Consider the following 23,038-nt stretch of genomic DNA (forward strand, 5'->3'; position numbering starts at 1 on the left):
ATACTGGTTACCAGTTGGTTACTACAAAATGATATATAGGTAAACTTTGATATTTCGATAAACACTTAAAGGAATATTTATAAAACGCATAATTATGAGAAGAAAGCTTATTGATAATCCCAACGGTTGCACCATTACCCATGCCATGAATATTATTGGCAACAAATGGACACCAATAATTATTTACGTTCTTGGGAATAAAACATATCGTTTTGGAGAACTAGCTGTGAGAACAGGAAAAATAAGTAGAAAAGTACTTGCCAACCAACTCAAAGAAATGGAAGAGTGTGGTATTTTAATCCGTCGCAGTTATGATGAAACGCCTAAAAAGGTTGAATATCGTTTGACTCAAAAAGGGAAAGAGCTTCTTCCTATACTAGACTTAATCTGTTCATGGAGCGAAGAAATTAGTTTGCAGGCAACTCCTGACTGATTTTAACAAATCAAGTAAGTCAATTTTAGGTACTCTTAAAGGTAGTAAAATAAAAAAACAGAGAAGTGCTAATCCTTAATATTTTCAACTTTACAAACAGATACAGTTTAACTAGCTCCATTTGAACGTTTTAATAATTATCTAAACTAAGTTTCCAGTATACTTATTGATTCAGTATTTTTCTTTTGAATTCTAAAGAAAACTTTCTCTTAGTTGATTTACAAGTTTGGCACCATCTGGATCTGCTTTTGTTTTTAACTGACAAAAATCTTCTGCCCATTTTGAAGTACGGATTCTTAATGGAGGTATTTCACTTTGCGCTACTTTCAATATGACGTCTGCAACCTCTAGTCCAGTTTGATACACTTGTTCTTTACCTTCACTAGCTCTTTTTTGATTTCCTGCCATATATCTTTCAAAAATAGGTAGGTATTCTCCAGTTGCAAACTGACCATCAACAGCAGTTTTACTTATTGCTGAAGCCATAAAATTAGTAGATATACCTCCTGGCTCTACATTTGTGATCTTAATGTTAAAAGCATCTGTTACATAAGTAGCAAGTGCTTCCATGTAACCTTCAACTGCAAATTTAGCACCGCAATATAACTCGTTAAATGGCTGTCCTACCAATCCACCTACAGAAGTAACACTTATAATCTGCCCAGATTTTTGTTTTCTCATAAAAGGTAAAACCGCCTGTGTACAAAATACAACACCATGGTAATTAACTTCTGTTACCCATCTTATTTCTTCTTCTGTAGCTTGTTCTGTAGTTTTTGCAAAACCTGCACCTGCATTGTTTACTAAAACATCTATCTTTTCATCTTTTTCAATAATTGTATTGACGGCAGCTTTAACCGAAGTTATATCAGTAACATCTAACGATAAAATCTCTATATCAAGATTTTCTGATTTTGCTTTTTCAATAAGAGGCTCTGCTTTAGTTATATTTCTCATGGACGCATAAACCTTGAATCCATTTTTAGCAAATAAAATAGCACTTTCAAAACCCACTCCTGAGGATGTTCCTGTAATCAATACATTCTTTTTCATTATCGTTATTTATTAGTTTTTACTAAACAGTATTAAAACTGTCCTGGAAACATGTTAATACATTTAAACAAATATCACCATTTCCTTCTTCAAAAAACATAAAATAATGGAAAAATAGCACAATGTATTTAGAGACTATAACTCATACCATTCCTATTAGATTTGCATTTAACACATAACGTATTTATAATGAAAATAATTTTAGCCTGCTATTTTATTCTTAAATTCAATTTTTATAGGATAAGCCATTCCGTACCTTGGTTTTTTTGGCATTTTTATTTCTAAGCCTCCATTGGTCATCTTATATTTTAGCCTTTTTGTAACTCCTAAAAGCGTTACTTTTTTAATATTTTTAATATCTAAATCTTTTAAAGATTTAACCACCAGTTTCTCTCCTGGCCAATCTAATACGGTTGCATATAAGATGTTATCCTTTTTATTTCTAGTAAAACGAATATCTTTACTAGTACCTACATGCTCCACATTTCCTGTTTCATTGCGTTTCAATTCTTCATCTGGTTTTTCTCCAAAAATTTTATATGGTCTTGTATTATAAACAGCTTCTCCACAAATGTTTAACCACGCTCCTAACTCATACATCATTGTTTTTTGTTCTTCAGGGAAAGTGCCATCTGGTTTTGGCGCAAAAGACAACATTAAAACACCACGCTTACTTATAATATCCATTAATTGATCTACTATATTATTGGTTGGTTTTATAGGTGTTCCTTCTACATAACCCCAATTATGGTCTGCATACACGCAATCGTCTGTTTGCCAAACATATTTTGCAATATCGTCATCGCCACCTCTCTCATAATCTCTTACAGCACCTCCTTCTACCCACGTTCTAGTTCCTTTGTAATTAAGAACTACATTCGGTTTACCGTAAGCACCTTTACCAGCTTCAATGGCATTGTTATAATAAAATGCTCCAAATTGTTTTCTTCTTGACTCCCATAATTGAGAATTAAATCCCCAATCAAAATAATACAAATCTGGTTTATACATATCTGCCAATTCCTTGGTTCTAGCTAACCATCTGTTCATATCTCTCTCGCTGGGCCTTATGTAGTTTTCGTCCCATCGAGATTTTTTAAGCCACGATTTTCTAGTTTCATCCTCTTCCATTCTTAAAGTATCAGCACTTTTTTGCAATATTGGATTTCCATAAAGATCTTGATACTCTTTATTTGTAGCATCATAACGATTGATATGATTCCACTGAAAAAAGATTGGGTTCCATGCTGTATGATTTGAAACACCAAACTTCAAGCCTCTTTTACGAACTGCTTTAGCAACCTCTCCTACTAAATCTCGTTTTGGCCCCATATTAACTGAGTTCCACTTACTCAACTTAGTATCCCATAAACAAAAAGCATCATGATGAGCTCCCATCATGGTAAAAAACTTTGCACCTCCCTTAACACATAAATCTGCCCAATTGTCTGCATTAAAGTTTTCTGCTTTAAACATGGGAATAAAATCTTTATAACCAAATTCCTCTGGTGGGCCATATACTTTATTATGATGAAGGTGCGTTGCTAACCCTTGGTTATTTCTACTACTTTGCCCTTTTTGACTATACATCCATCTACCATACCATTCTGCTGCATGGTCTCCTTTATAAGCTGGCACAGAATATACTCCCCAATGCACCCAAAACCCTATTTTCGCATCTTCGTACCACTCTGGTGCTTCATAATTTTTAATAGATTCCCAATCTGGTTTATATTGTTCCTGGGATTCGACACATTGAAATGTAATGATGCATGCTATTAACGTCAGCCTTAAAAATTTCATGATAATTATTTTGTTTTATTTGAGTTTATCTTCCTTTTAGTTAATTATTATTTAATTCAATTTAGCAGATCCGCCCTACATACACTGCTTTTCACGCCTATGTTTAGCTTTTCAAAATGAGCCCTTTAACGTCTGTATTATAATTAAAAAATGAATTCCATGATCCATTTAACCAGAGTAAAACTTTATACCCTTCGCCTGAAACCAAAATAGGTCGTATGTTCCTATATTTAGATTTTTTCGTAATTGGTTCCCATTTTATTGTTGAAACATCATCATCTATCCCAATTTCTGCTGTGTAAATTTCATGAAGCCCACCTGTATTTTTTCCTGTTGAAGGATCTACATCTGTTGATATATATACCCGAGTAACATCTGTGGGGTCAAAAGCCATTAAACCTGTATAACTACTTTCTAATGTATATAAAGATTTTCCTGCATAGGCAATTTCTCTATCCACCCATTTTTCCCCATTCCATGATGCTATTCTAAATCTATGATCTTCATTATGTACGTACAGTGAATATCCAATATGAGGCCTATTATTTTCATCTTTTTCAACAATACAAGGCCATGCACTATTTGGCACGCTTTCGCATTCTTTTGGTTTTTTACTGGTTTCACTTCCAATATATATTTTTTCGGCTTCAGATGTTTTTAAAGGCTCTTTATTAAACATTTTTATTTTTGTGCCATCTACATTATAAAATACCCCATTTTTAAATTCCGAATAGTATAAACTATTTCCATAATTCCTGGGATGTCCATCTGTAAATGCTATACCAACAGTATTCTCATCTTTCTTTAAGTATTTAGTATATGGTCTTTGGCGTCCGTTAACCTCATCTGCTATGAAATGCGTCCTATCTCCCCATGTTATGCCATGATCTGGTGAAGTAATATAACTAGGATTAAATGACGGTCCATCTCGAAAAAAATTATACAACAAACCTTCATCCTTCATATGATATAGGTTCATATAAGTCACGCCCACCTTAGCTTTATAATCATGGACAAACTCTTTTCTTTCTCCCCATTCTAAATAATTAGAGGGAGAAGATATACTAGAATAGTGTTTTTTCTCATGGGCATGTTTAGCCCATATAGCTAAAATGCTATGATCTGGCCTTACATATAAAGCTGGCACATTATGGTCATCTTTTTCAAATTTTTCATGCAGTACTACGTTACCTAAAACAGTATCTTTTTTTAGGTCGTAAACACCCAGTTTCACATCTCCCGTTTGTCCACTCAGCCCACCAAAAACCAATTTACCATTATTTATCACAGCACGTGGGTCTTGATACCAGCACCAACCTCCATCTTTCATAAATGTTTGAAATGCTTGAGTATCTTTAGAAACTTTAGAACTTTGAGCTTCAACAAATTTGTAAACTTCTGTAGCAGCTGCTAGAAAAGCACCAACACCATACACTTCGGTATAATCTTTAAAACTGTTACCTGGTGCTGCTCCTATAGGCTGTATATAACCTACTAAACCTTCTTCAGTAACGCATTTTGTTAGAGCATGCCAACCCTTTAACATAATGGGCTGATATATTTCTTTATCTAACACGCCCTGATTAATCCCCCATGCTAAGCCATAAACAAAAAATGCTGATCCACTAATTTCTTTTACAGGATATGCTTCAACACCTCCTAAGATACCTGAAGACCAAGTTCCATCTGGCCTCTGACTTTTCTTAAGGCTTTCCGCCATTTGTTGGAATATATTAGTATAAAATGACTTACCTTCCCAATCTTTTGGTAAATCTGGAATCATTAGTGCCAAACCTCCAAAAACCCAGCCGTTTCCTCTTGCCCAAAAAAGTTTTTTACCATTTTTTTCCGTTTTCTTTAAAAAAGATTTATCTCTAAAAAAGAATTGTTCTTCTTTATCCCATAGCAAATTATATGTTTGGTGGTATTGACTATCCATATACTCCAAATACTTTTTATTTCCTGTAGCTTTTGAGAGTTCTGCCCAAACGGGTGGTGCCATAAAGAGAGCATCTGCCCAATACCATTGCTTTCTTTTCCCTTGCTCACTAGACATAATAGAATCGAATTGCTTAATTAATGGATTTATAACTTTTCGATGTCCATACAAATCATATATTTTTAAGAATAGCTGACCTGCTGCATGATCATCTGCATGATACATACGTTCATTTAGCTTCCATTGATGCCTCATTCCAATAGCTGTCAACCATTTTTCATAAGTATCATCAATACTGATGGTAGCCCATTCGCACATACCTGCATATAAGGCTGCACAAGTCCAATCTAAATCATGATGCTTTCTTCTATGATGAAAATTTTTCCTTTCATTTTTGGGTGGCAGCGCACGATACTTACCCATACTATCAAACGTTTTTATTTGCCAATTAGCAACTTTATCTCCAATAGTTTTTACCTGATTTAGTGTTGGCGTCGAAGTACCCTTTTCGCCAAATGAAGTGCAGTTTGAAACTACCATAAACGTTATCAATAAACTAAAAATATTCTTTAATAAATTCAAAACTTTTGAATGGCCATTCATTGTACTATACATTAAAATTATTGTTTGTCTTTATCTCCTATATTTTGAATCCCAATATTATCTTCCACCTGCACCTATGATCTCATACAAGTTTTTTTCTGCTTTTTCAAAAGTCGTAATGGGAATAATTTCCAGATAAGAATTTATAGCATCCTTATTATTTCCTTTAGCTAGAATTTTTATGTATTGGATTTCTTGTTGCTTTTTAAATAAAAAGGTGTTGATTGGTGCTCTTTTATTACTTTTTCCTGAAAGCAATGACATCCAAGTTTTTTTATCTACAGAACCTTCTATATTTAGATTATAAGTTTTTAATTCATTTTCATCAAATGCTATTTTCACACCATTTACTAAACTTATTTTTTTTAAATCGATAATAATTTCACTGGAATTTCCAGACTGCCATTTAGTTTTCAGATTACCGTCTATTGCATGTTTCGCATTATGCCCCCCATCTTCACTACTAGCACTAATGGCATACTTGGCTCTATTCTTTTTGTAGTTGACAACAAATTGATGCTCCCTTTTAGTTCCGTTGGTATTCCCAATGGCTTTTAATGTATTTTTTCCTTTATTTAAAGTTAAGGTCCAAACAAATGTATTGTTTTGCTTGCCTAAAGATTTACCATTTAGGAATAATTCAACTTCTTTCATATTTGAAAATACACGAATGTCTTTTCTCGAGTTACCAGATCGTTCTGTCCAAAAAGGAGACTCTATATAAACAACGGGCTCTTTAGACCATTTTGATTTCAATAAATAAAAAGCATCTTTTTTCTTTCGATTAAAAGTGACTAATCCTTTTTGATTTATATGTGGTTTTGTATCACCTCTATGTGCTGCTCCAAAATCGGCAAAGGCCCAATAATTTACGCCACATAACCAATTAAGTTTATCTATTTGTTCTAGATGTGACTCTAAATAATCATTATGGTATTCTATGCTGAAATCTTGTTTTTGTGGGTTCTCGGTGTGTACCCTCTCATCAGATCCTACTCCAAACTCTGAAAGGATTAAAGGCACATTTGGTGCCAACTTATGTAATTCATTTAATCTCTCGGTAAGAGAATTATACTCCCCTCTGTACCAACCCCTGTATAAATTAAATCCGAAAACATCCGGTATAAAAACCACTCCAAAATCTATCGGTTTATTATTATCACCATTTACAAATACGGTTTTTCGGGTTGAATCTTCTCTATGTATAAGAGCATTCAATCCTTTAACAATATCATAATTTGAAGCCTTACCATCGCCTCTATCACTCATCCAAGTTTCATTCCCCATGCCCCAAAGAATAATGGAAGGATGGTTATAATGTTGTTCGATCAACTCTTTCATCATAGTATGCAGATTACCTTCAAAATCTTTGTTTTTTGGCGTATTGTTTACATAAGGAATTTCTTCCCATACCAAGATTCCCAGTTCGTCACATAGTTGGAGCATATAATCATCTTGTTGGTAATGTGCCAATCTCAACCAGTTTACCCCAACCTCTTTCATTAATTTAATATCATTAAGATGTGTTTCTGGTGTTAGCGCATTACCTTTTGCAAAATAGTCCTGGTGTCTGTTAGCCCCCTTTAGTTTATAAGGTTTACCATTAAGAAAAAAGCCTTTATCTACGGTAAATTCATACCACCTCACTCCTAATTTTGTACTAACCGCATCTAATTTTTTATTTTTTTCAAATAGTTTAATATCGACATCGTATAAATAAGGGGTTTCTGGGCTCCATAATTCTGGATTACTCATTAAAGACATTGGAACATTAGCACTTATGGACTTTCCTGAATTAAGCTTAATATCCAAAGTTCCTTTCGATACAACTTTTCCTTTTTTATTTTTTATGATTGCTTTTATAGTAACATGGGTTGTCTTATCTGAAAAATTATCCAATATGGCCTTTAAATTGATATTGGCTTTATTACTAGAGACTTCAGAACCCCATATTCTAAAACCAGGTCCTCCATAATAATTTCTGGAAAATGAAACTTTGGGAGCAGAAATCAATTCAACAGAACGGTATAATCCTCCATAAAAATTAAAATCGCCGCTTATTGGAGCAAGACTAGCATTAGGAGCATTAGAAACCCAAACATCAATTGTGTTCTTACCTTTTTTAAGGTGTTTAGTCAAGTCTACTGTAAAGGCACTGTAGCCTCCCATATGATGCATTAACGACTCCTTGTTTACATATACTTTTGCCTCTTGTCCTGCAGCATTAAATCGTAAAAATTTCCGTGTATCTAATTCTTCCGTGTCAAAATAAAGGTGTTTTCTATACCAAGACCCTGCCCTTCTATAGTCTTTAGTTTGAAGAACATCCTTAGAATTCCATGTATGCGGTAAATCTATACTCTGGTATCTTGTATCATTCTCTGCTGGTATTGTTTCTGAATCTACTTCCAAATACAACCAATCTTTGTTAACAAGGTTTGAATTAACCCAATGATTTCTAGGTTTTGGATATGCAATATTTTGAGCTTCTATTTTTGAAACAAGAAGTATAAAGAGTACCAGAAATATTTTTATTTTCATGAATTTTATATTAAAATTTCAATTAAAAAAACCTTCATATTTGCAATAAATGAAGGTTTTTCAACTAATTTCAACTAATACAACTAACTTAATTCTTTTATACAGATGTGCGAGAAACCAATTATTAGTTATTTTGAATCTCGCAACAATCCATACTGTTTGATTAATTGTAAAATTCTGAAAAACAATGACAAAGCCTGTATCTATAAGTAAACATTGTGTCTTTATTTATACATTTATATAAAATGATTGCTTTTAATACATCGTTAATGGTTTATCCAATATATATTACAAATATTTTTTATGCATTTCTGATACATAGGCACTAGCCGTAACCCCATATTTGTCTTTGAAAATTTTCGCAAAATGTGTTCGATTCTTGAGACCTACTTTGGGGATAACTTCATTTATCGATAAGCTTTCATTAACTAGAAGTTCTGCTGCCTTTTTTAATCTATAATTTCTTAACAACTCCAAAGGTGTTTGATTTGTTAAAGTTTTTACTTTTTGATAAAAGTGAGTGCGATTAAGATAAAGCTCTCTTGACAATCTATTTAGATCAAAATCTTGATCTTCCATATTTTCTTCTATCAGGCTATAGAGTTTTTCTAAAAATGCATTATCATTTCTATTATTTCTATTATTTTCTTTGGTAAGAGGGATACCTATTTTATAGCGTTCTCTTAATTGTTTTCGGTTATTCAATAAGGCTTCTACATTAGTTACTAGATGTTGAAAATTAAAAGGTTTCTTTATATATGCATCTGCCCCATCTCTTAACCCTTTTATATGATCCTCTAGATTAGCTAAGGCTGTTAAAAGAATAACGGGTATGTGACTGGTTTTTAAGTCTGATTTAATCCGAACACATAAATCCAATCCGTTGAGTTCTGGCATTTGTATATCACTTATTATAATATCGGGCCACTCTTCATCAAAAGCATCGTAACATTCTTGTCCATTTCTAAAACATTTCACTTTAAAGAATTTGGATAAGACATCTGTTACAAAAGCTCTCATATCTGAATTATCTTCAGCGTAAAAAATTAACGATTCAGAAAAATCATTCGAGGTTTTCAAGTTATTGATTGAATCCTTATCAAAAAGATGATTATCTACTAAAACTTCTTTTTCTTTGGGCAAATTAATATCCTTAATAACTTCTTTATCCAATAACTCTTTAACAATAGGCAATCGAACCGTAATTTTTGTACCTTCATTTATAATGCTTTCTGCACTAATAAACCCGTAATGCATTTCAACCAATCGTTTAGAAAATGCCAATCCAATACCAGATCCACTAACATGTTTATTTTCTGGTTTATGAGATTGGTAAAAACGTTCGAAAATATGCCCAATGTCTTTCGCATCAATACCCCTACCCGTATCAATTACTTCTACAATTAGGTCTTTATCATCTGTTTTGAATTTCACCTCAATGGTATCATTCGTTTTCGTATACTTAAAAGCATTATTCAAGAGGTTGTTAAAAATCTTTTCAAGTTTATCTTTATCGGCCGAAACAATAATCACTTTATTTTCCCCTTCAATTTTCATTTCTTTATTGTCATTGCTTGCCAAAATTTTAAAGTCCTGGCTAATTTCTTGGATAAAGCTATTAAAACTAAACCGCATATAATCCATTCTGAGCGCCCCCACATCTGCACGTCTAAAATCCTGAACTTGCTCTATAAGCTGATATATTTTTTTAGATTGCCGTTGCATTAAACTTAACTTACTAGAAATCTCGGTATTTCCTTTAAACCGTTCTAAAAGAATATTTGTAGGCCCCGAAAGCAATGTTAATGGTGTTTTGATTTCGTGTGAAATATTAGAAAAGAATCGCAATTTAGCTTCATTAACTTCTTTTACATTGTTTATTTCCATTTGTTCAATTTCAACTTCATGACTAAGCCTTTGAATTTTCAGTACGACTCTACTTATTATGTAAATCAAAAGAACCAATAATATAACATATACAATATAAGCTATTGGTGTTCGCCAGTATGGAGCTGTTATTAAAATTTTTAATTTTTTAGGAGGCGTCCATTCATTCAACGCATTTGAAGCCATGACATTCAATTCATATGCTCCAGGCTGCAAGCCATTATAGTTAATGGTGTTATTATTTGAAGTTACTTGTATCCACTCTTCATTTAATGGTAATAACTTGTACTTTAAAAAGTGATTTTCCGTATTTAAAAAATGTAGACTAACAATATCCAATGAAAATACATTCTCATCATACTTTAGAATAATTTCATTCTTATCATCAATGCGTTTATCAAAAAGCACTCTATTATTTACAGTATCTCCTGGAGTAATTGTTTTATTAAACAATTTAAAATTTTCAAATTCAAGATTAGGCATTTGCTCCTTTTCAATGATTCTGTTAGAACTGAAATAGCAAAAACCATCTAAGCCAGAAAACACCATGACTCCGTTTTTAAATCTTTGCGCTGGATACCAGAAATCCTCAAAAGGCAACCCATCTGATTTATTGAATTTCCTAAAACTACTTGTTTTTGTGTTAAACTTGTTCAGCCCAATATTCGTACTTATCCAAAGATTGTATTCATCATCATAAAGTATACTTTTCACCACATTATTTGAAAGCCCATCCTTTTCAGATAAAGCAAAAAACTTTGGCTTGTTATGACCATCAACAACCTTACAAATCCCGCCACCTTCAGTTCCTATCCATAGTTCATTATTTGGTAAACGTATTATTGTAGAAACAAAATTACTTGAAATACTATTTTGCCTATTTACATCTCTGGTATAATTTTCTATTTCTAAATCTTTAACTGGTAAATTGACATCAGCCTTTATCCGAAATAGGCCTTTTGACTCAGAACCTATCCAGACTAAATCGTATAAAGGGTCAGCATAAATAAATCGAATCTTTCCTAAGCTTTTATCTTTAAAAAAAGTATTTTGATTTACTTCCTCAATGGTTTCAATATTATTTTGCTTATCTACCTTTATTCTATAAGCACTATTTCCCGCTAACCAGATATTGCCCAAGTTGTCTTCAGTAATAGTTGAATACCCATAGAAATTATCCTTCATTGCATCTTTGGCAAAAAATACTTTTTCAAACTTGTTACTTCCTTTTTTAAGACGATATAAATCTCGGGAAGAGATTAAACCAAACCATAAATTCTTTTTCGAATCAACAAATATTGATTTAATTAAATGCTTATTTTTTCTCAATAGCTCAGAACGTAATTCTTCAAAACTTTGATTTTTAACATTAAACAAAGCCAAACCACCATATGGACTCGTGATATAAAACTCATTATCATTTAAATTTGAAATATGACTAGATATATTTGATGACAGTCCATATTTTAAATCCATGGAAGTGTTGAAAGAATTAAATGGAGATTTTTTGATATCAAACCTATAAACACCTTCATTAAATGTAGTCAGCCAGCAGTGGTTTGTTGATGTCGATATTAGCGCACTTGTACGTAGTACATCTAATCCATCATCAAACAATTTTTCATGAAGATTATTTTTTAGTAATAACGTCTTAAAATTCTCAATTTTTACAACGCCTTTGTTTTTAGTTCCTAACCACAAATTATCGTAGTTATCAATCATCATGCAAATAATCTGGTATTTCTTATAAATACTTTTTCCCAATTTAAATTGGTATTTGTCACCAGTATTACTAAATGTCACTATTGAAACCCCTCTACTGGCTGAGAATAGTATTTTTCCATTGCCTAAGCTTTCAATATAATAAGTCCCTTGTATATCGTTTTCAAGGACCTTATTAAATTGAAAATTATCGGTTCTAAAATGAAATAATCCCATTGAAGAGCTAAATAAATAATTTGAAGCATCTAAGGCAATCCCATTAAAAAACAGAATATTTTCAGGGTTTACGATGTTATTTGGCATATAATTGCCAACAAAAGTGTAATTATTGTCGAAAACCAAAAGCCCACTGCCTTCTGTAAGACACAAGGCAAAACCATTTTCAGTAAAAATAATATCTCGAATAATGGCTTGCCCCAGTCCTTGTTCTTTAGGCAAATTAATGTCTATATTTTTAAATTTCTGCGACTTATGATCATATATAGTGACACCAGCGTCTGTACCAATCCAAACATTTCCATTCTTATCTTCTGCAAGTGCTCTTACACGATTACTAGAAAGCACATTTTCATGTAACGTGTTCTTAATAGTATTTAATTCATAACCATCATAAATGCTTATACCATCGTATGTGCCAAACCACATACGCCCCTTGGAATGTTCTAAAATTGAGGTTACCCCATTATGAGCTAACCCTTCTGAAATGCTTAACCTTAAATTAGATTCTAGTTTAGTAACTTGAGCTAACAAGTAATGAGACATCAAACAAACTAAGAGAACTGATATATATTTCTTTGCCATTACACTTTACAGAAATTAATCTTTTTCACTAAAATAACCTTTTATCATAAGAATATATGTAATCGTAGTAATTTACATACCGTTTTTATCCTTAAAAAATTAGAAAGGTCACTTAAATTAAGTAACCTTTCTAAAAAACTATTAACTAAATTTGAATTACATCTATTCAAATTTCTTTCATTCTGTTATGCGATATTATCTTAAGAAGATAAATTTAAGGTCTATAATTTATAGGCCTCCATTTCATATCATCTAAGTAAAAGGTTTGTCTGCCCGTAACCCCACTATTAAGATCTGGACGTACATTTAAATCAAAACGTTGATTTGAGTCGCTACTAAGCGTAATTTCTTCACCAATTTCAACCCACACGCCTCGGGGTATGTTTTCAATATTCCATGAGGTAAGAGTCCATGGTTGTGTTACAGCTGTTCTAAAACCTTTAAGTGTAGTACCAGGTTCTATATAAATCATATAAGACACATAGTATGAACCTGCGGGTACTGCTCCTTTAAAAAGATTATCAGGTCCAATACCCCAACCTTGTAAATTTCTATCTACAGCACCATCAGCATAACTGTAACGCATCGAAGCATCTCCACTAAATGCCATGTCTGTTGTTCTTGTAAATATTGGGTCATCTACTGTACCATTATTATTTCCAACCCAGTACCCATTCGCATTTGCACCATTATTGTTCATACTCTCCGACTCGGCACCAGCCCATATAGGGTCTACGACACTTTCTCCAGTTACTAATCGTACAACCGATTGGGTATCAATATTATTTAAAATCCTTGTATCAACCGATTCTATAATATCTCCCATATACGACAAAGTAATTTCATCATCAAAGTAAACAGCCTCAGCTAGTTTTAATTCTATGATAGTTTTGTCGTTAATATTAGTAGTAACAGATGATACAGGGATATCTTGATCAAAACCAGTATTAGGATTTTGTACATTTACGGTAAAATCACTTTCTGAACCGTTTGTTATTGCTACTTCTCCACTTACAGTAAAACTAATAACACCTTCAGAGTCAATTTGTATTTCACTTACAATCTCGAATGGTTGTGATGAAGGAATTACATTAATAACTAAAGGTATAAATTTTACCACGTTTTCAGCTGGCAATAAATCTCCTCTAATAGACTTCATGCTACCTGCTGTAAATTTACCTAGAGAAAAATAGTTGGCTGTGAGATTCTCATCTGCAACACTAGCACCTCCTGTAAGTTTTGAAAATGGCAAAGACCATGATCTAGATGTAGGCCTATCTTCTGTTGTTAAATCTACAAATGTAAGTCCATCACCCGCTTCCACATCTATAACAGGCCACGAAGAAGGAATTTCGCCTTCTGGATCTTCAACTTCTTCATCTCCTGTCACACTTATTATTTCATCTCCATTTTTATCGAGAACTTTAAAAGCTGGTTTTAACTTACCAAATACATCTACTTCCCATTCATTTTCAATGACCCAAATACCGTTTTCTTTGAAAGGATAAATGGTATCTCTACCCCTGTAAATAATTGAATCTTGGAATGTGTTTCTAAGTTTAACCTTATTAATACCAGGTTTTAAAAATAAAACATGGGCATCTTTATCAGTATTTATAAGTCCAAGTTCTCTATTAATAAAGGGTTGTAAAGATTCACTTCCCACATCAAAAGGAGCTTGTAAATATCTGTTTCCTTCTTCTATTGTAAACTCATGTGTTAATGGGTTTTGCGATAAATCTCTAAATGTTATATGTTCCCCTTCCAGTATACTATACTCATTTCCTGGTGCAATACTTGTCACCCAAGTAGCATCCTCAAAAGCTGGAGGTAAGTCATCGTTATTCTGGCACCCAATAACAAAAATGAGCGAAAGAACAATTACTAAGTACTTTAAATTTTTCATATTCATATTTTTTAATTAACGTTAGGGTTTGCCGTTATTTCAATTAATGGAATTGGCAAATAATCATGGCTTTCCGGGTTGTAATTCTGAGCTTTAGCATCATACTCATAATCTATAATCTTAAGGCCATCAACATTATCGATATTTTCATCATTAACAGAAGCAAAATTTTTATTTACCTCATTTCCTTCAACATTTTTAATTTTTACTGTAAGGGCATAATAAGTTTCGCCAGCCAGTCTATTAAAATTAGCTTCCAAAACACCCCATCTTCTTAAGTCAGTCCAACGCGTCTGGTAACCCTCAATGCACATTTCTTGAGGTTTTTCTACATACATTAAATGTTCCATCAAAGAATCTGCTGTATAGGTAATGTTATCAAACGAAGACGAAGACCATCTTGAGTTTGGAGGTCCCAATAACACAAGCCCCCATCTTTTTCTTACTGTATTTATTGCTTCTAATGCGCCATCTATATCCCCTGTTTTAATCATACACTCTGCTTGCATGAGATAAACGTTAGCTAATCTATCTAATACTACATTTTTTCCTGAAGCTCTACTACCTCTTGGATTACCATCTCCTTCTGTTACATCAAGGTCATGATTTGTATACTTTTTATAAGCGCCAAAACCCCATCCATTAAATGATGTTTTAAGACTAACTCCCGTTGTTTGTCCATAACGTAAGGATACATCATCTTCAACAATTGCAACCAAAGACGATGTTCTTAAACTTACAGGTTTAAGCGTACGCCCATTATCAGGATCATCATAATAATTTCTATCATCTAAAATATCCATTTGATCTGACTTAAACGTATGCACTAACCATGCAGGCATTAATGGACCAAAAGCATCAACTGTGCTTTGTGCATAGCGATTAGAAATAGCTTGGTCACTCCAAACCCTGATCTCTTCTCTAAAGTCTTTTGAATAACTGAGCTCAAGAATAGATTCTTCGGAAAAATCACCTTCACTGGTAAATAAGATATCAAAATCATAAACTAATTTATAGTTATAATCTGCAGTAACATTATTGATAAGATCATCAAAATACACCATGGCTGTTGCGTAATCCTTTTCAAACAAATAACTTTTCCCTAGATTGACCGCAGCAGCTCCTTTGGTTACACGCCCCAAATTAACACTAGGTTCTTCATATTGTGCTGGCAAATTATCATATGCATATTTTAAATCGGCACGGAAAAAGTCTTGGACTTCATTAGCTGGAGATAAAGGTTGGTTAAACTCATCCCTAGTTTGCGGTACAAAATCTCTAATAATTACACTACCATTATTGTAAGTACTGTGCAAATAAAAATGCATCAAACCTCTTAAGAACCTTGCTTGTCCCATTTGAGTGGTCCATAACGTTATTTCCTCCTCAGTTGTTTGATCTTCCTTGATATTTTCTAAAGCTTCAATAACCTGATTTGCTTTAAAAATAGTATTATACATACTTACCCATCTATTTTCTACATAACTACTACCGTTTGTATAAGTAAGCTCGTAATATGGTAATGCTCTTGTTTTCCCTAAAGGTCTCCCAAAACCTGGCCACCCTTCATCTGTTTTAATAGCTTCATTTACAAGCTGTAAAATATCATGGTCTAATAATGACTGATAGGCAGCTGTTAAGCCTGTATTTGTATCTCCTAAGCTCTTCCAAAACGAACCTGTGGAAAGCTCATTCGGATCAGATAAATCTAATTTTTCTTCGCAAGAGAATAAAAACCCTATTGCGATAAACAACAACACACAATTAATTTTTAATTTTTTCATTTTCATTTTTTTTAAAAGTTTAAATCTAATCCTACTAAATAGAGTGCAGTTCTAGGATACTGATCTCGATCTATACCTCTTCGAACAGTATTTCCTCCAACTTCTGGATCATATCCTTTATAATCCGTAATAGTAAGTGGATTTTGTGCTGAAACATATAGTCGTAATTTATTCATCCCTCCTATTTTATCTAAAAACTTCTTGGAAAAACTATAGCCCAATGTTGCTTGTCTTAAACGAATATAGCTTCCATCTTCGACCCATAAATCAGAGAAACCTTGATAGTTAATATGCTCTGGTCCTCTCGATGAAGGAATATTAGATGTTGGGTTACTTTCAGACCATTGATATACCAAGTCTTCATGACGTCCCTGGGCAAAGGCTTCATATCTAGCACTATTTACAAGTTCTTGCCCTAAAGCGGCGTACCAATTCATCGATAAATCAAAGCCTTTATAGTCAGCGTTTAAGTTAAATCCTATCTCATATTCTGGCAAACCACTTCCAGAGTATACTCTGTCTGCGTTAGTTATAGCTCCATCACCATTATTGTCTACAAATCTCACATCACCTAATTGAGGCTCTATATCAGTATCCAATAAACTATATTCATCTAATTCTTCTTGAGTCTTTATAATCCCATCTGTGGTATGCATAAAAAATGCGCCAGCTTCATACCCCTCAGCTAATACGGTTATTGGTGTACCTCTTAAACCAAAATCAATATTATAAATAGGCTCTTTATTTCCTTCAATTCTTGTGATTTTATTCTCATTAGTTGTAAACGTACCACCTAAAGTCATTTTTAATTTCCCTAAATTGGGTCTATATCGGGCTGCAAACTCAAATCCTTTATTCGTCATATTACCAATATTCAAAACAACTGTTGCATTACGAAGACCGCTTGCAGAAGGTGTTATCCCTATAGGAAATAACATATCTTCATTCGTTTTATCATAATACTCAGCTGCTAATGTTAATCTATTTTTAAAGAGCCCAATATCTACCCCTATGTTTTTTTGAATAGACGTTTCCCACTTTACATTTGGATTTGCAAAACCTGTTTGAATGGCACCATTAGCCAAATCACCTGTGCCTGATCCAAATACATAATCTATATTTGGTGTGATAGAAGCATCAAACGCATAATCTCCAAAACTTTCGTTACCTACTTCTCCATAACTTAACCTAAATTTTAAGCTGTTAATAACATTTTTGGTATGACTCCAAAACTTCTCATCAGACACATTCCAAGCAAAAGCTGCCGAAGGAAAAATATTTGATCTATTGTTTTTTCCAAATCTGGAAGAAGCGTCTCTTCTAACACTAGAACTTAAAAGGTACCTACCTTTATACCCATATTGTATTCTAGCAATGACACCTAAAATTGTATGTTCTCTATCACGACCCGAACCTACTTGGGGGTTTTCACTAGTACCATTAAGTGTTTTAATACTATTGTTAAGTACACCATCTCTTTGAGCAAAGAAGCGTTCCGTATGGTAATCCTCCCATGTCATACCAGCTGTAAAGGTAAAATCATGAATATCTTCAATATTAAACTTATAGGTGCCGTAGAGGTCAAAACTTTGGTTTTTGGTTCTCGCTGCATCGTTTCTTACGTTACTGCTTGAAGGTGGACTCCAGTCAACATTACCACCATTAATTTGTAATACTTGTCGAAATGGATTAAATCTACGCTCAAATAAATTATTAGTTGATAAACCATACCTTCCTGTTAAACGCATACCTTCAAAAATATCATAATTAATATTTATGTTTGTCTGTGTCCTAACGACATCTTGATGTCTTTCGTTTTCAAAAGAATTTAATACAAAATTTGCTCTATTACCATTTTCACCGCCAAGATTTACTACGACCTCATCTGGTTCTAGTGTCGTTAAATCTTGATTGTAAGGCCTATATCTTATCAGTTGGTTTATTAAACCTCCAGGTGTAAATTCTCTACGCTCAGAATTTAAAGATATATTGGCTCTAATATCCCATTTACCATGCTTATAATTTGTATTAGCTCTTATATTAAACCTATCGAAACTAGCCCCTACCTGTGATCCTTTTTCTTGAAAAAAACCAGTACTCACACTATATGTAATATCTTTGGATCCTCCAGAAATAGAAACGAAATGGTTTTGCGTGGGTTGATCGTCTATAACAACATTATTAAATAAATTTGTGTTTAGCTGTAATCTGGATGCTCCCCCCAAACCAATGATATCTATTTCATCGTCTCCAAGGCCACCACTTACATTTCTCCTTGCTATAAGATCAAAATAGGTTTGCTGGTTAGCATTCATCAATCTTACTGCGGTTCTATCTAAACGCTTAATCCCGTAATTTGAATTAGCACGAACAGATAAGCTTCCTGCCTGACCTTGCTTTGTTGTGATTAAAATAACTCCTGCAGCTCCACGGGTACCATATATAGCTGTAGAGGCTGCATCTTTTAAAACATCTATAGACTGAATTTCATTTGGACTGATTAAAGGGTTACCTTCTTGAATTAAACCATCTACAACATATAATGGTTCACTATCTCCAGCAACTGATGTAATACCTCTAATTAAAATTTGAGAGGGTGCTCCTGGTTCTGGAGAAGATATGACGTTAACTCCAGGCATTTGCCCTTGTAATGCAATACCTAAATCTGAAGTTACTATTTGCTCTATATCTTCTGCTTTTACACTTGACACAGCTCCAGTCACCTCCTTTTTCTTTACAGTTCCATAACCAATAACAACAACTTCCTCTAAGTCTTCCAAACTAGGAGATAAGCTAATATTCATCTCTGTTCCTGTCACCTCCACGGTTTTTGATTCCATCCCTAAATAAGATACATAGAGTTGGTCTCCTAATTTAGTCCTAATGGAGAAGAGACCGTCAAAATCTGTAACGGCTCCATTAGAAGTTCCTTTAACAATAACAGCAACGCCTGGTATAGGCAACCCATCTTCTGAATTAGTTACCGTACCACTTACATTTATTTGTTGAGATTGGGCTTGGATACTAAAACTTAGTGAAAAGATAAAAGCAAATAGCAATAGTTTGCTCCATCCTTTCCTTCTCTGATTTTTTTTGTTCAATTTCATTTAGTTTAGTTTTCTACGTTAGTTTATAATTTGGTTTATTATGCTTTACTTAAAATCATTTTTTAAATAGTTATTCAATTCATATATATTATTTTTTTGTTAGACTTATTTAAATGCTATACTATTTGCCGCAGCATCTGTTTCCAATATGTTCGTTGCTTTACCAGAATAAGTATTGTTTTCAAAAATTATATTCTTGGATGATTTAACCTTTACAGCTGAGTTTTCTGGAAATAATTGAGGAAATGTTCCAGAATTTGTAATGGTATTATTAGTAAACTTTAAGCCTTCAGCATTTGCAATCTCGAGAATTAAATTATCAAAATGATTGAAGGTATTATTATCAATTTCAATATTTCTAAATGCGATGTTTTGGTTATCATCATCTGTCACAAATCTTATAACTCCTCTATTAAATCCGCTGTGTTGACTGTCTTGAAACACATTGTTTCTAATAGTCACATTAGCAGCATTTCCAGACTCAAACCAATAACTACTTTCAACAGGAATTAATATAGCCTCCATTTCAGTATTGAAAAAGTTATCTTCAATGACAGTATTCACCGGATTTGAAATCAACAACCCTCTTGCCCTATTTTTACTGATGTTACAATTCTTAACCAACAAATCTGGATAGCCGCTTAGATTTTCAATTAAATCTCCCGATTTTATCTCTTTTGGCAAAGCTTTGTTAAATGTTACTATTTGATATCTGCTATTGAGGTATTCTATTTTTTTAACTGTGTTTTTTTCATATGGGAAAAACGAATTATCTAGTCTTACAAATCCAATAGTGTCATTAGGTTGCGCTATCACAAAACCTTTTTGTTGATGATGCATCATTCGTACTCCAATTTTATTATCACCTAACACATCTACTATTTTTTGATAAGTTCCATGTACATTGGTTGCATCATCTAATTGGTTATTAAAAGTGCAATTCTTAAGTACAACCTTACCTCTACACCCTACAAAATGGGTTGCATCTGCAGTGGTGGATACCATACGTCCGTTGGATGGCGTAATATTAAAACTATCTAATATTAAATCTGCTGAATTCTCTGCAATGATCCCCATACCTCCTGCATGATGTATATTAATATTTGTTCCATTGAATCCATTAGTGTGAGTGACTCTAAATGCAGGTGACACACGATTAAATCCTTGCTCCCCTTTCATAGTTAAAATCATCCCTACTGGAGGCAGCTTCTTTTTGTGATTGTGGATACGTACCAACCCTGGTTTTAACTGTTCAACGTGTATTCTTGCTTCTAACCCTATATCCTTATATTCCGGAGCTCGTTCATCATTTATATATTTGTATTTGATATTTTCTATACCATTATATGTGGTTGTTCGTTTTTTGACTGTAATTCCTGTATAAGTTTCTGTATTAAATGCAATTGCCGAACGATTTGGATCATATAAAATTGACTGTCCTAAACTATGCTCATAATAGGGCTTGATGAAATAAATTTGACCATTTCTAATTTCATAAGGGTATTCATCTGAAATTTCCATATCAAATGTTTTGTTTTTATCATCGTTAGCAACAATAAGTCCTTCGCTATGAAATGGCTCTGCCCAATCTATGGTTAAATTTTTTATTGATATGTTCTCACTTTCTTCGACTAAAAAAGGAATCATAACTCCATGAAAAATAAATGTAGACCCTTGGCCATCTATTGTTAAATTTTTGAAGTTTTTAATAGGAAATGGCGTACTTACCATTAAATCACAATGGTTAGATATGTAAACAAATTTTTCATAACCTTTATCAGGATAAAAATGATAAGTACCTTTTTCAAACTTTATTTCCGATATAGGGTTATTTTCTTTAGTATCTAAGAAGCGCTGTAAAACCTTTGGTGTTGCATCTTCTGAAATACTTAAATCAAATACTATGGTTTCTCCTTTTTTAGAGGTTGAAAAGCAACTCATTATCACAAAAACAAGTGTACATGTAAGAATAATCGAGAGTTTAAAAGTCTGATTATTGGGTCTAGATTTCATATAATTATATTAAAGTTTGAAATGTAAATTTTAGTTTTTTTTTACCGCATCCTGTCAATTTTAGTAAATATGATGTCGTTTTTTGTAAAAACCTGATATTTAAAGGGCTCAGCATGAATCATTACAATATTCATAAAATAGATATTGGTTAATTTCCCTTCTCTATTCGCGAATACTTATAAGTTGAATTGCTCTACTAAGGAAATTGCTCACTGCAAGCATAATTTAAAAGCTACAAGGAGATTGATTCTTAGTCTTTTAAATTCGAGTCATCGAAGATCTTTTTAAAAAACATTAAAGCTCTATGAGCAGTTTTTGTGTTCATATAAAACACATGGCCTTTATTTTCTAAGAATTCCAATTCGCAGGATACGTTGTTTTCTGTAAATCTATCACACAAATCTTTTGCATCTAATGGAGATACCAGTTTATCATTATCCCCATGTAACAATAATACAGGTGCATCGTCTGGTGAAATAAATCTATATGGTGAAATTTGGTCGTACCAATCAGGTTTTTCTCCTTTTGTCCACGGCCAAGAATAGCGAACACCAGTAAGTGCTGGCGTCGCAAAACCAGCAGCTGCTTGAATTTTACTTGAAAAACTCTGGTTTCCTCCATATCCTTCAAATACTTTTTCACTATTTGTTGTTGCCAAAATAACACTTAACATGGCCCCTGCAGAACCCCCGCTAGCACCAATTTGATCTGGGTTAATTCCGTAACGCTTAGCATTTGCACGTACCCATCTTACAGCAGCTTTGGTATCCCTTACACAGTCTACTGCATTATCAACAGCATTTAACATACGATAATCAATAGTTGCTGCTGCCACCCCATTACTAGCAAAGTATTGTGCATGGCCTTCCATCCAAGCACGCTTATGAACTGCTAAACCTCCTCCATGTATAAAAATAACACACGGAACAGATTCCCCACTTGTATTAAGTGGCATAAACAAGTCTAGTTTTTGACTGTACCTATCGACTGTAGAATAAGTCAAATTTCGATACGATCTAAAACTATTGCCATTAACTGTAAATGTTGGTGCATCACTAATTAATTCAAAACCTAGAATATTAGCTGACTTATAGAATTCCTTATGATTTTTTGATAAAAGATTGTTCCTTAGGCAGCTTTCAGTAAACTTTTTTAAAGCCTTTTCTGGTTTCGGAACTTTAGGGTTATCATAATAGAGGTATCTAATATAGCTCCATCTAATTTGATAATATGCATCATTTAAGTCTTTGATATATTTTTTTTCATTCTTTAAAAAGTTTGAATAGGGCTCTATTTCTTGTACTCTGGAAATGGCTTTCCTATATAACTTTTTATCATCTTCTGGTTGCCATTTTATACTACTGCATGAAGCAAAAAAAACTGAAATGATGATCAAGAAAAAAGCCCTTTTCATATGAATTTAAATTTAAAAAAATTACAACGGCA

At 33.2% G+C, this 23,038-nt stretch carries 11 protein-coding genes; 1 reads left to right on the forward strand and 10 read right to left on the reverse strand.

All coding sequences use genetic code 11. The features are described from left to right. The first annotated feature begins 94 nt into the window (after positions 1-94). Positions 95-433 (forward strand): winged helix-turn-helix transcriptional regulator, encoded by a 339-nt coding sequence (locus HHX25_RS05040; RefSeq protein WP_169670794.1) that lies wholly within the window; start codon positions 95-97, stop codon positions 431-433. Positions 434-625: 192 nt separating this feature from the next. Here HHX25_RS05040 and HHX25_RS05045 read toward each other — a convergent pair whose 3' ends face one another. From HHX25_RS05045 to HHX25_RS05090, 10 genes are all read right to left on the reverse strand, one after another. After that, the gene (locus HHX25_RS05045) at positions 626-1,486 is read right to left on the reverse strand and encodes an SDR family oxidoreductase (RefSeq protein WP_169670796.1); all 861 of its coding nucleotides are present in this window, start codon (positions 1,484-1,486) and stop codon (positions 626-628) included. 201 nt (positions 1,487-1,687) lie between these two features. Then, positions 1,688-3,289 carry an alpha-L-fucosidase gene (locus tag HHX25_RS05050; RefSeq protein ID WP_169670798.1) on the reverse strand — a complete coding sequence of 534 codons (1,602 nt, stop codon included), beginning with the start codon at positions 3,287-3,289 and terminating at the stop codon, positions 1,688-1,690. Positions 3,290-3,392: 103 nt separating this feature from the next. Then, positions 3,393-5,843, reverse strand: coding sequence for a glycoside hydrolase family 88 protein (locus HHX25_RS05055; protein ID WP_169670800.1), 2,451 nt, complete (start codon positions 5,841-5,843; stop codon positions 3,393-3,395). Between the two features lie 45 nt (positions 5,844-5,888). Further along, positions 5,889-8,372 (reverse strand): glycoside hydrolase family 2 protein, encoded by a 2,484-nt coding sequence (locus tag HHX25_RS05060; protein ID WP_169670802.1) that lies wholly within the window; start codon positions 8,370-8,372, stop codon positions 5,889-5,891. Positions 8,373-8,660: 288 nt separating this feature from the next. Next, a complete protein-coding gene (locus HHX25_RS05065) occupies positions 8,661-12,743 on the reverse strand; it encodes a hybrid sensor histidine kinase/response regulator transcription factor (RefSeq protein ID WP_169670804.1) in 4,083 nt (1,360 codons plus the stop codon). A 253-nt stretch (positions 12,744-12,996) separates the two neighbouring features. Further along, positions 12,997-14,688, reverse strand: a complete 1,692-nt coding sequence (locus HHX25_RS05070; protein WP_169670806.1) for a hypothetical protein — start codon at positions 14,686-14,688, stop codon at positions 12,997-12,999. Positions 14,689-14,699: 11 nt separating this feature from the next. Beyond that, positions 14,700-16,472 carry a RagB/SusD family nutrient uptake outer membrane protein gene (locus HHX25_RS05075; protein WP_169670808.1) on the reverse strand — a complete coding sequence of 591 codons (1,773 nt, stop codon included), beginning with the start codon at positions 16,470-16,472 and terminating at the stop codon, positions 14,700-14,702. An 11-nt stretch (positions 16,473-16,483) separates the two neighbouring features. Then, positions 16,484-19,579: a SusC/RagA family TonB-linked outer membrane protein gene (locus tag HHX25_RS05080; RefSeq protein ID WP_169670810.1), complete on the reverse strand. Its 3,096-nt coding sequence runs from the start codon at positions 19,577-19,579 to the stop codon at positions 16,484-16,486. A 105-nt stretch (positions 19,580-19,684) separates the two neighbouring features. Then, complete coding sequence (locus tag HHX25_RS05085) at positions 19,685-21,520, reverse strand: right-handed parallel beta-helix repeat-containing protein (RefSeq protein ID WP_169670812.1); 1,836 nt, start codon at positions 21,518-21,520, stop codon at positions 19,685-19,687. Between the two features lie 322 nt (positions 21,521-21,842). Continuing rightward, positions 21,843-23,006 carry an alpha/beta hydrolase gene (locus tag HHX25_RS05090; RefSeq protein WP_169670814.1) on the reverse strand — a complete coding sequence of 388 codons (1,164 nt, stop codon included), beginning with the start codon at positions 23,004-23,006 and terminating at the stop codon, positions 21,843-21,845. Between the last annotated feature and the right edge of the window lie 32 nt (positions 23,007-23,038).

It is taken from the genome of Flavivirga algicola, from assembly GCF_012910715.1.
Classification (GTDB): domain Bacteria; phylum Bacteroidota; class Bacteroidia; order Flavobacteriales; family Flavobacteriaceae; genus Flavivirga; species Flavivirga algicola.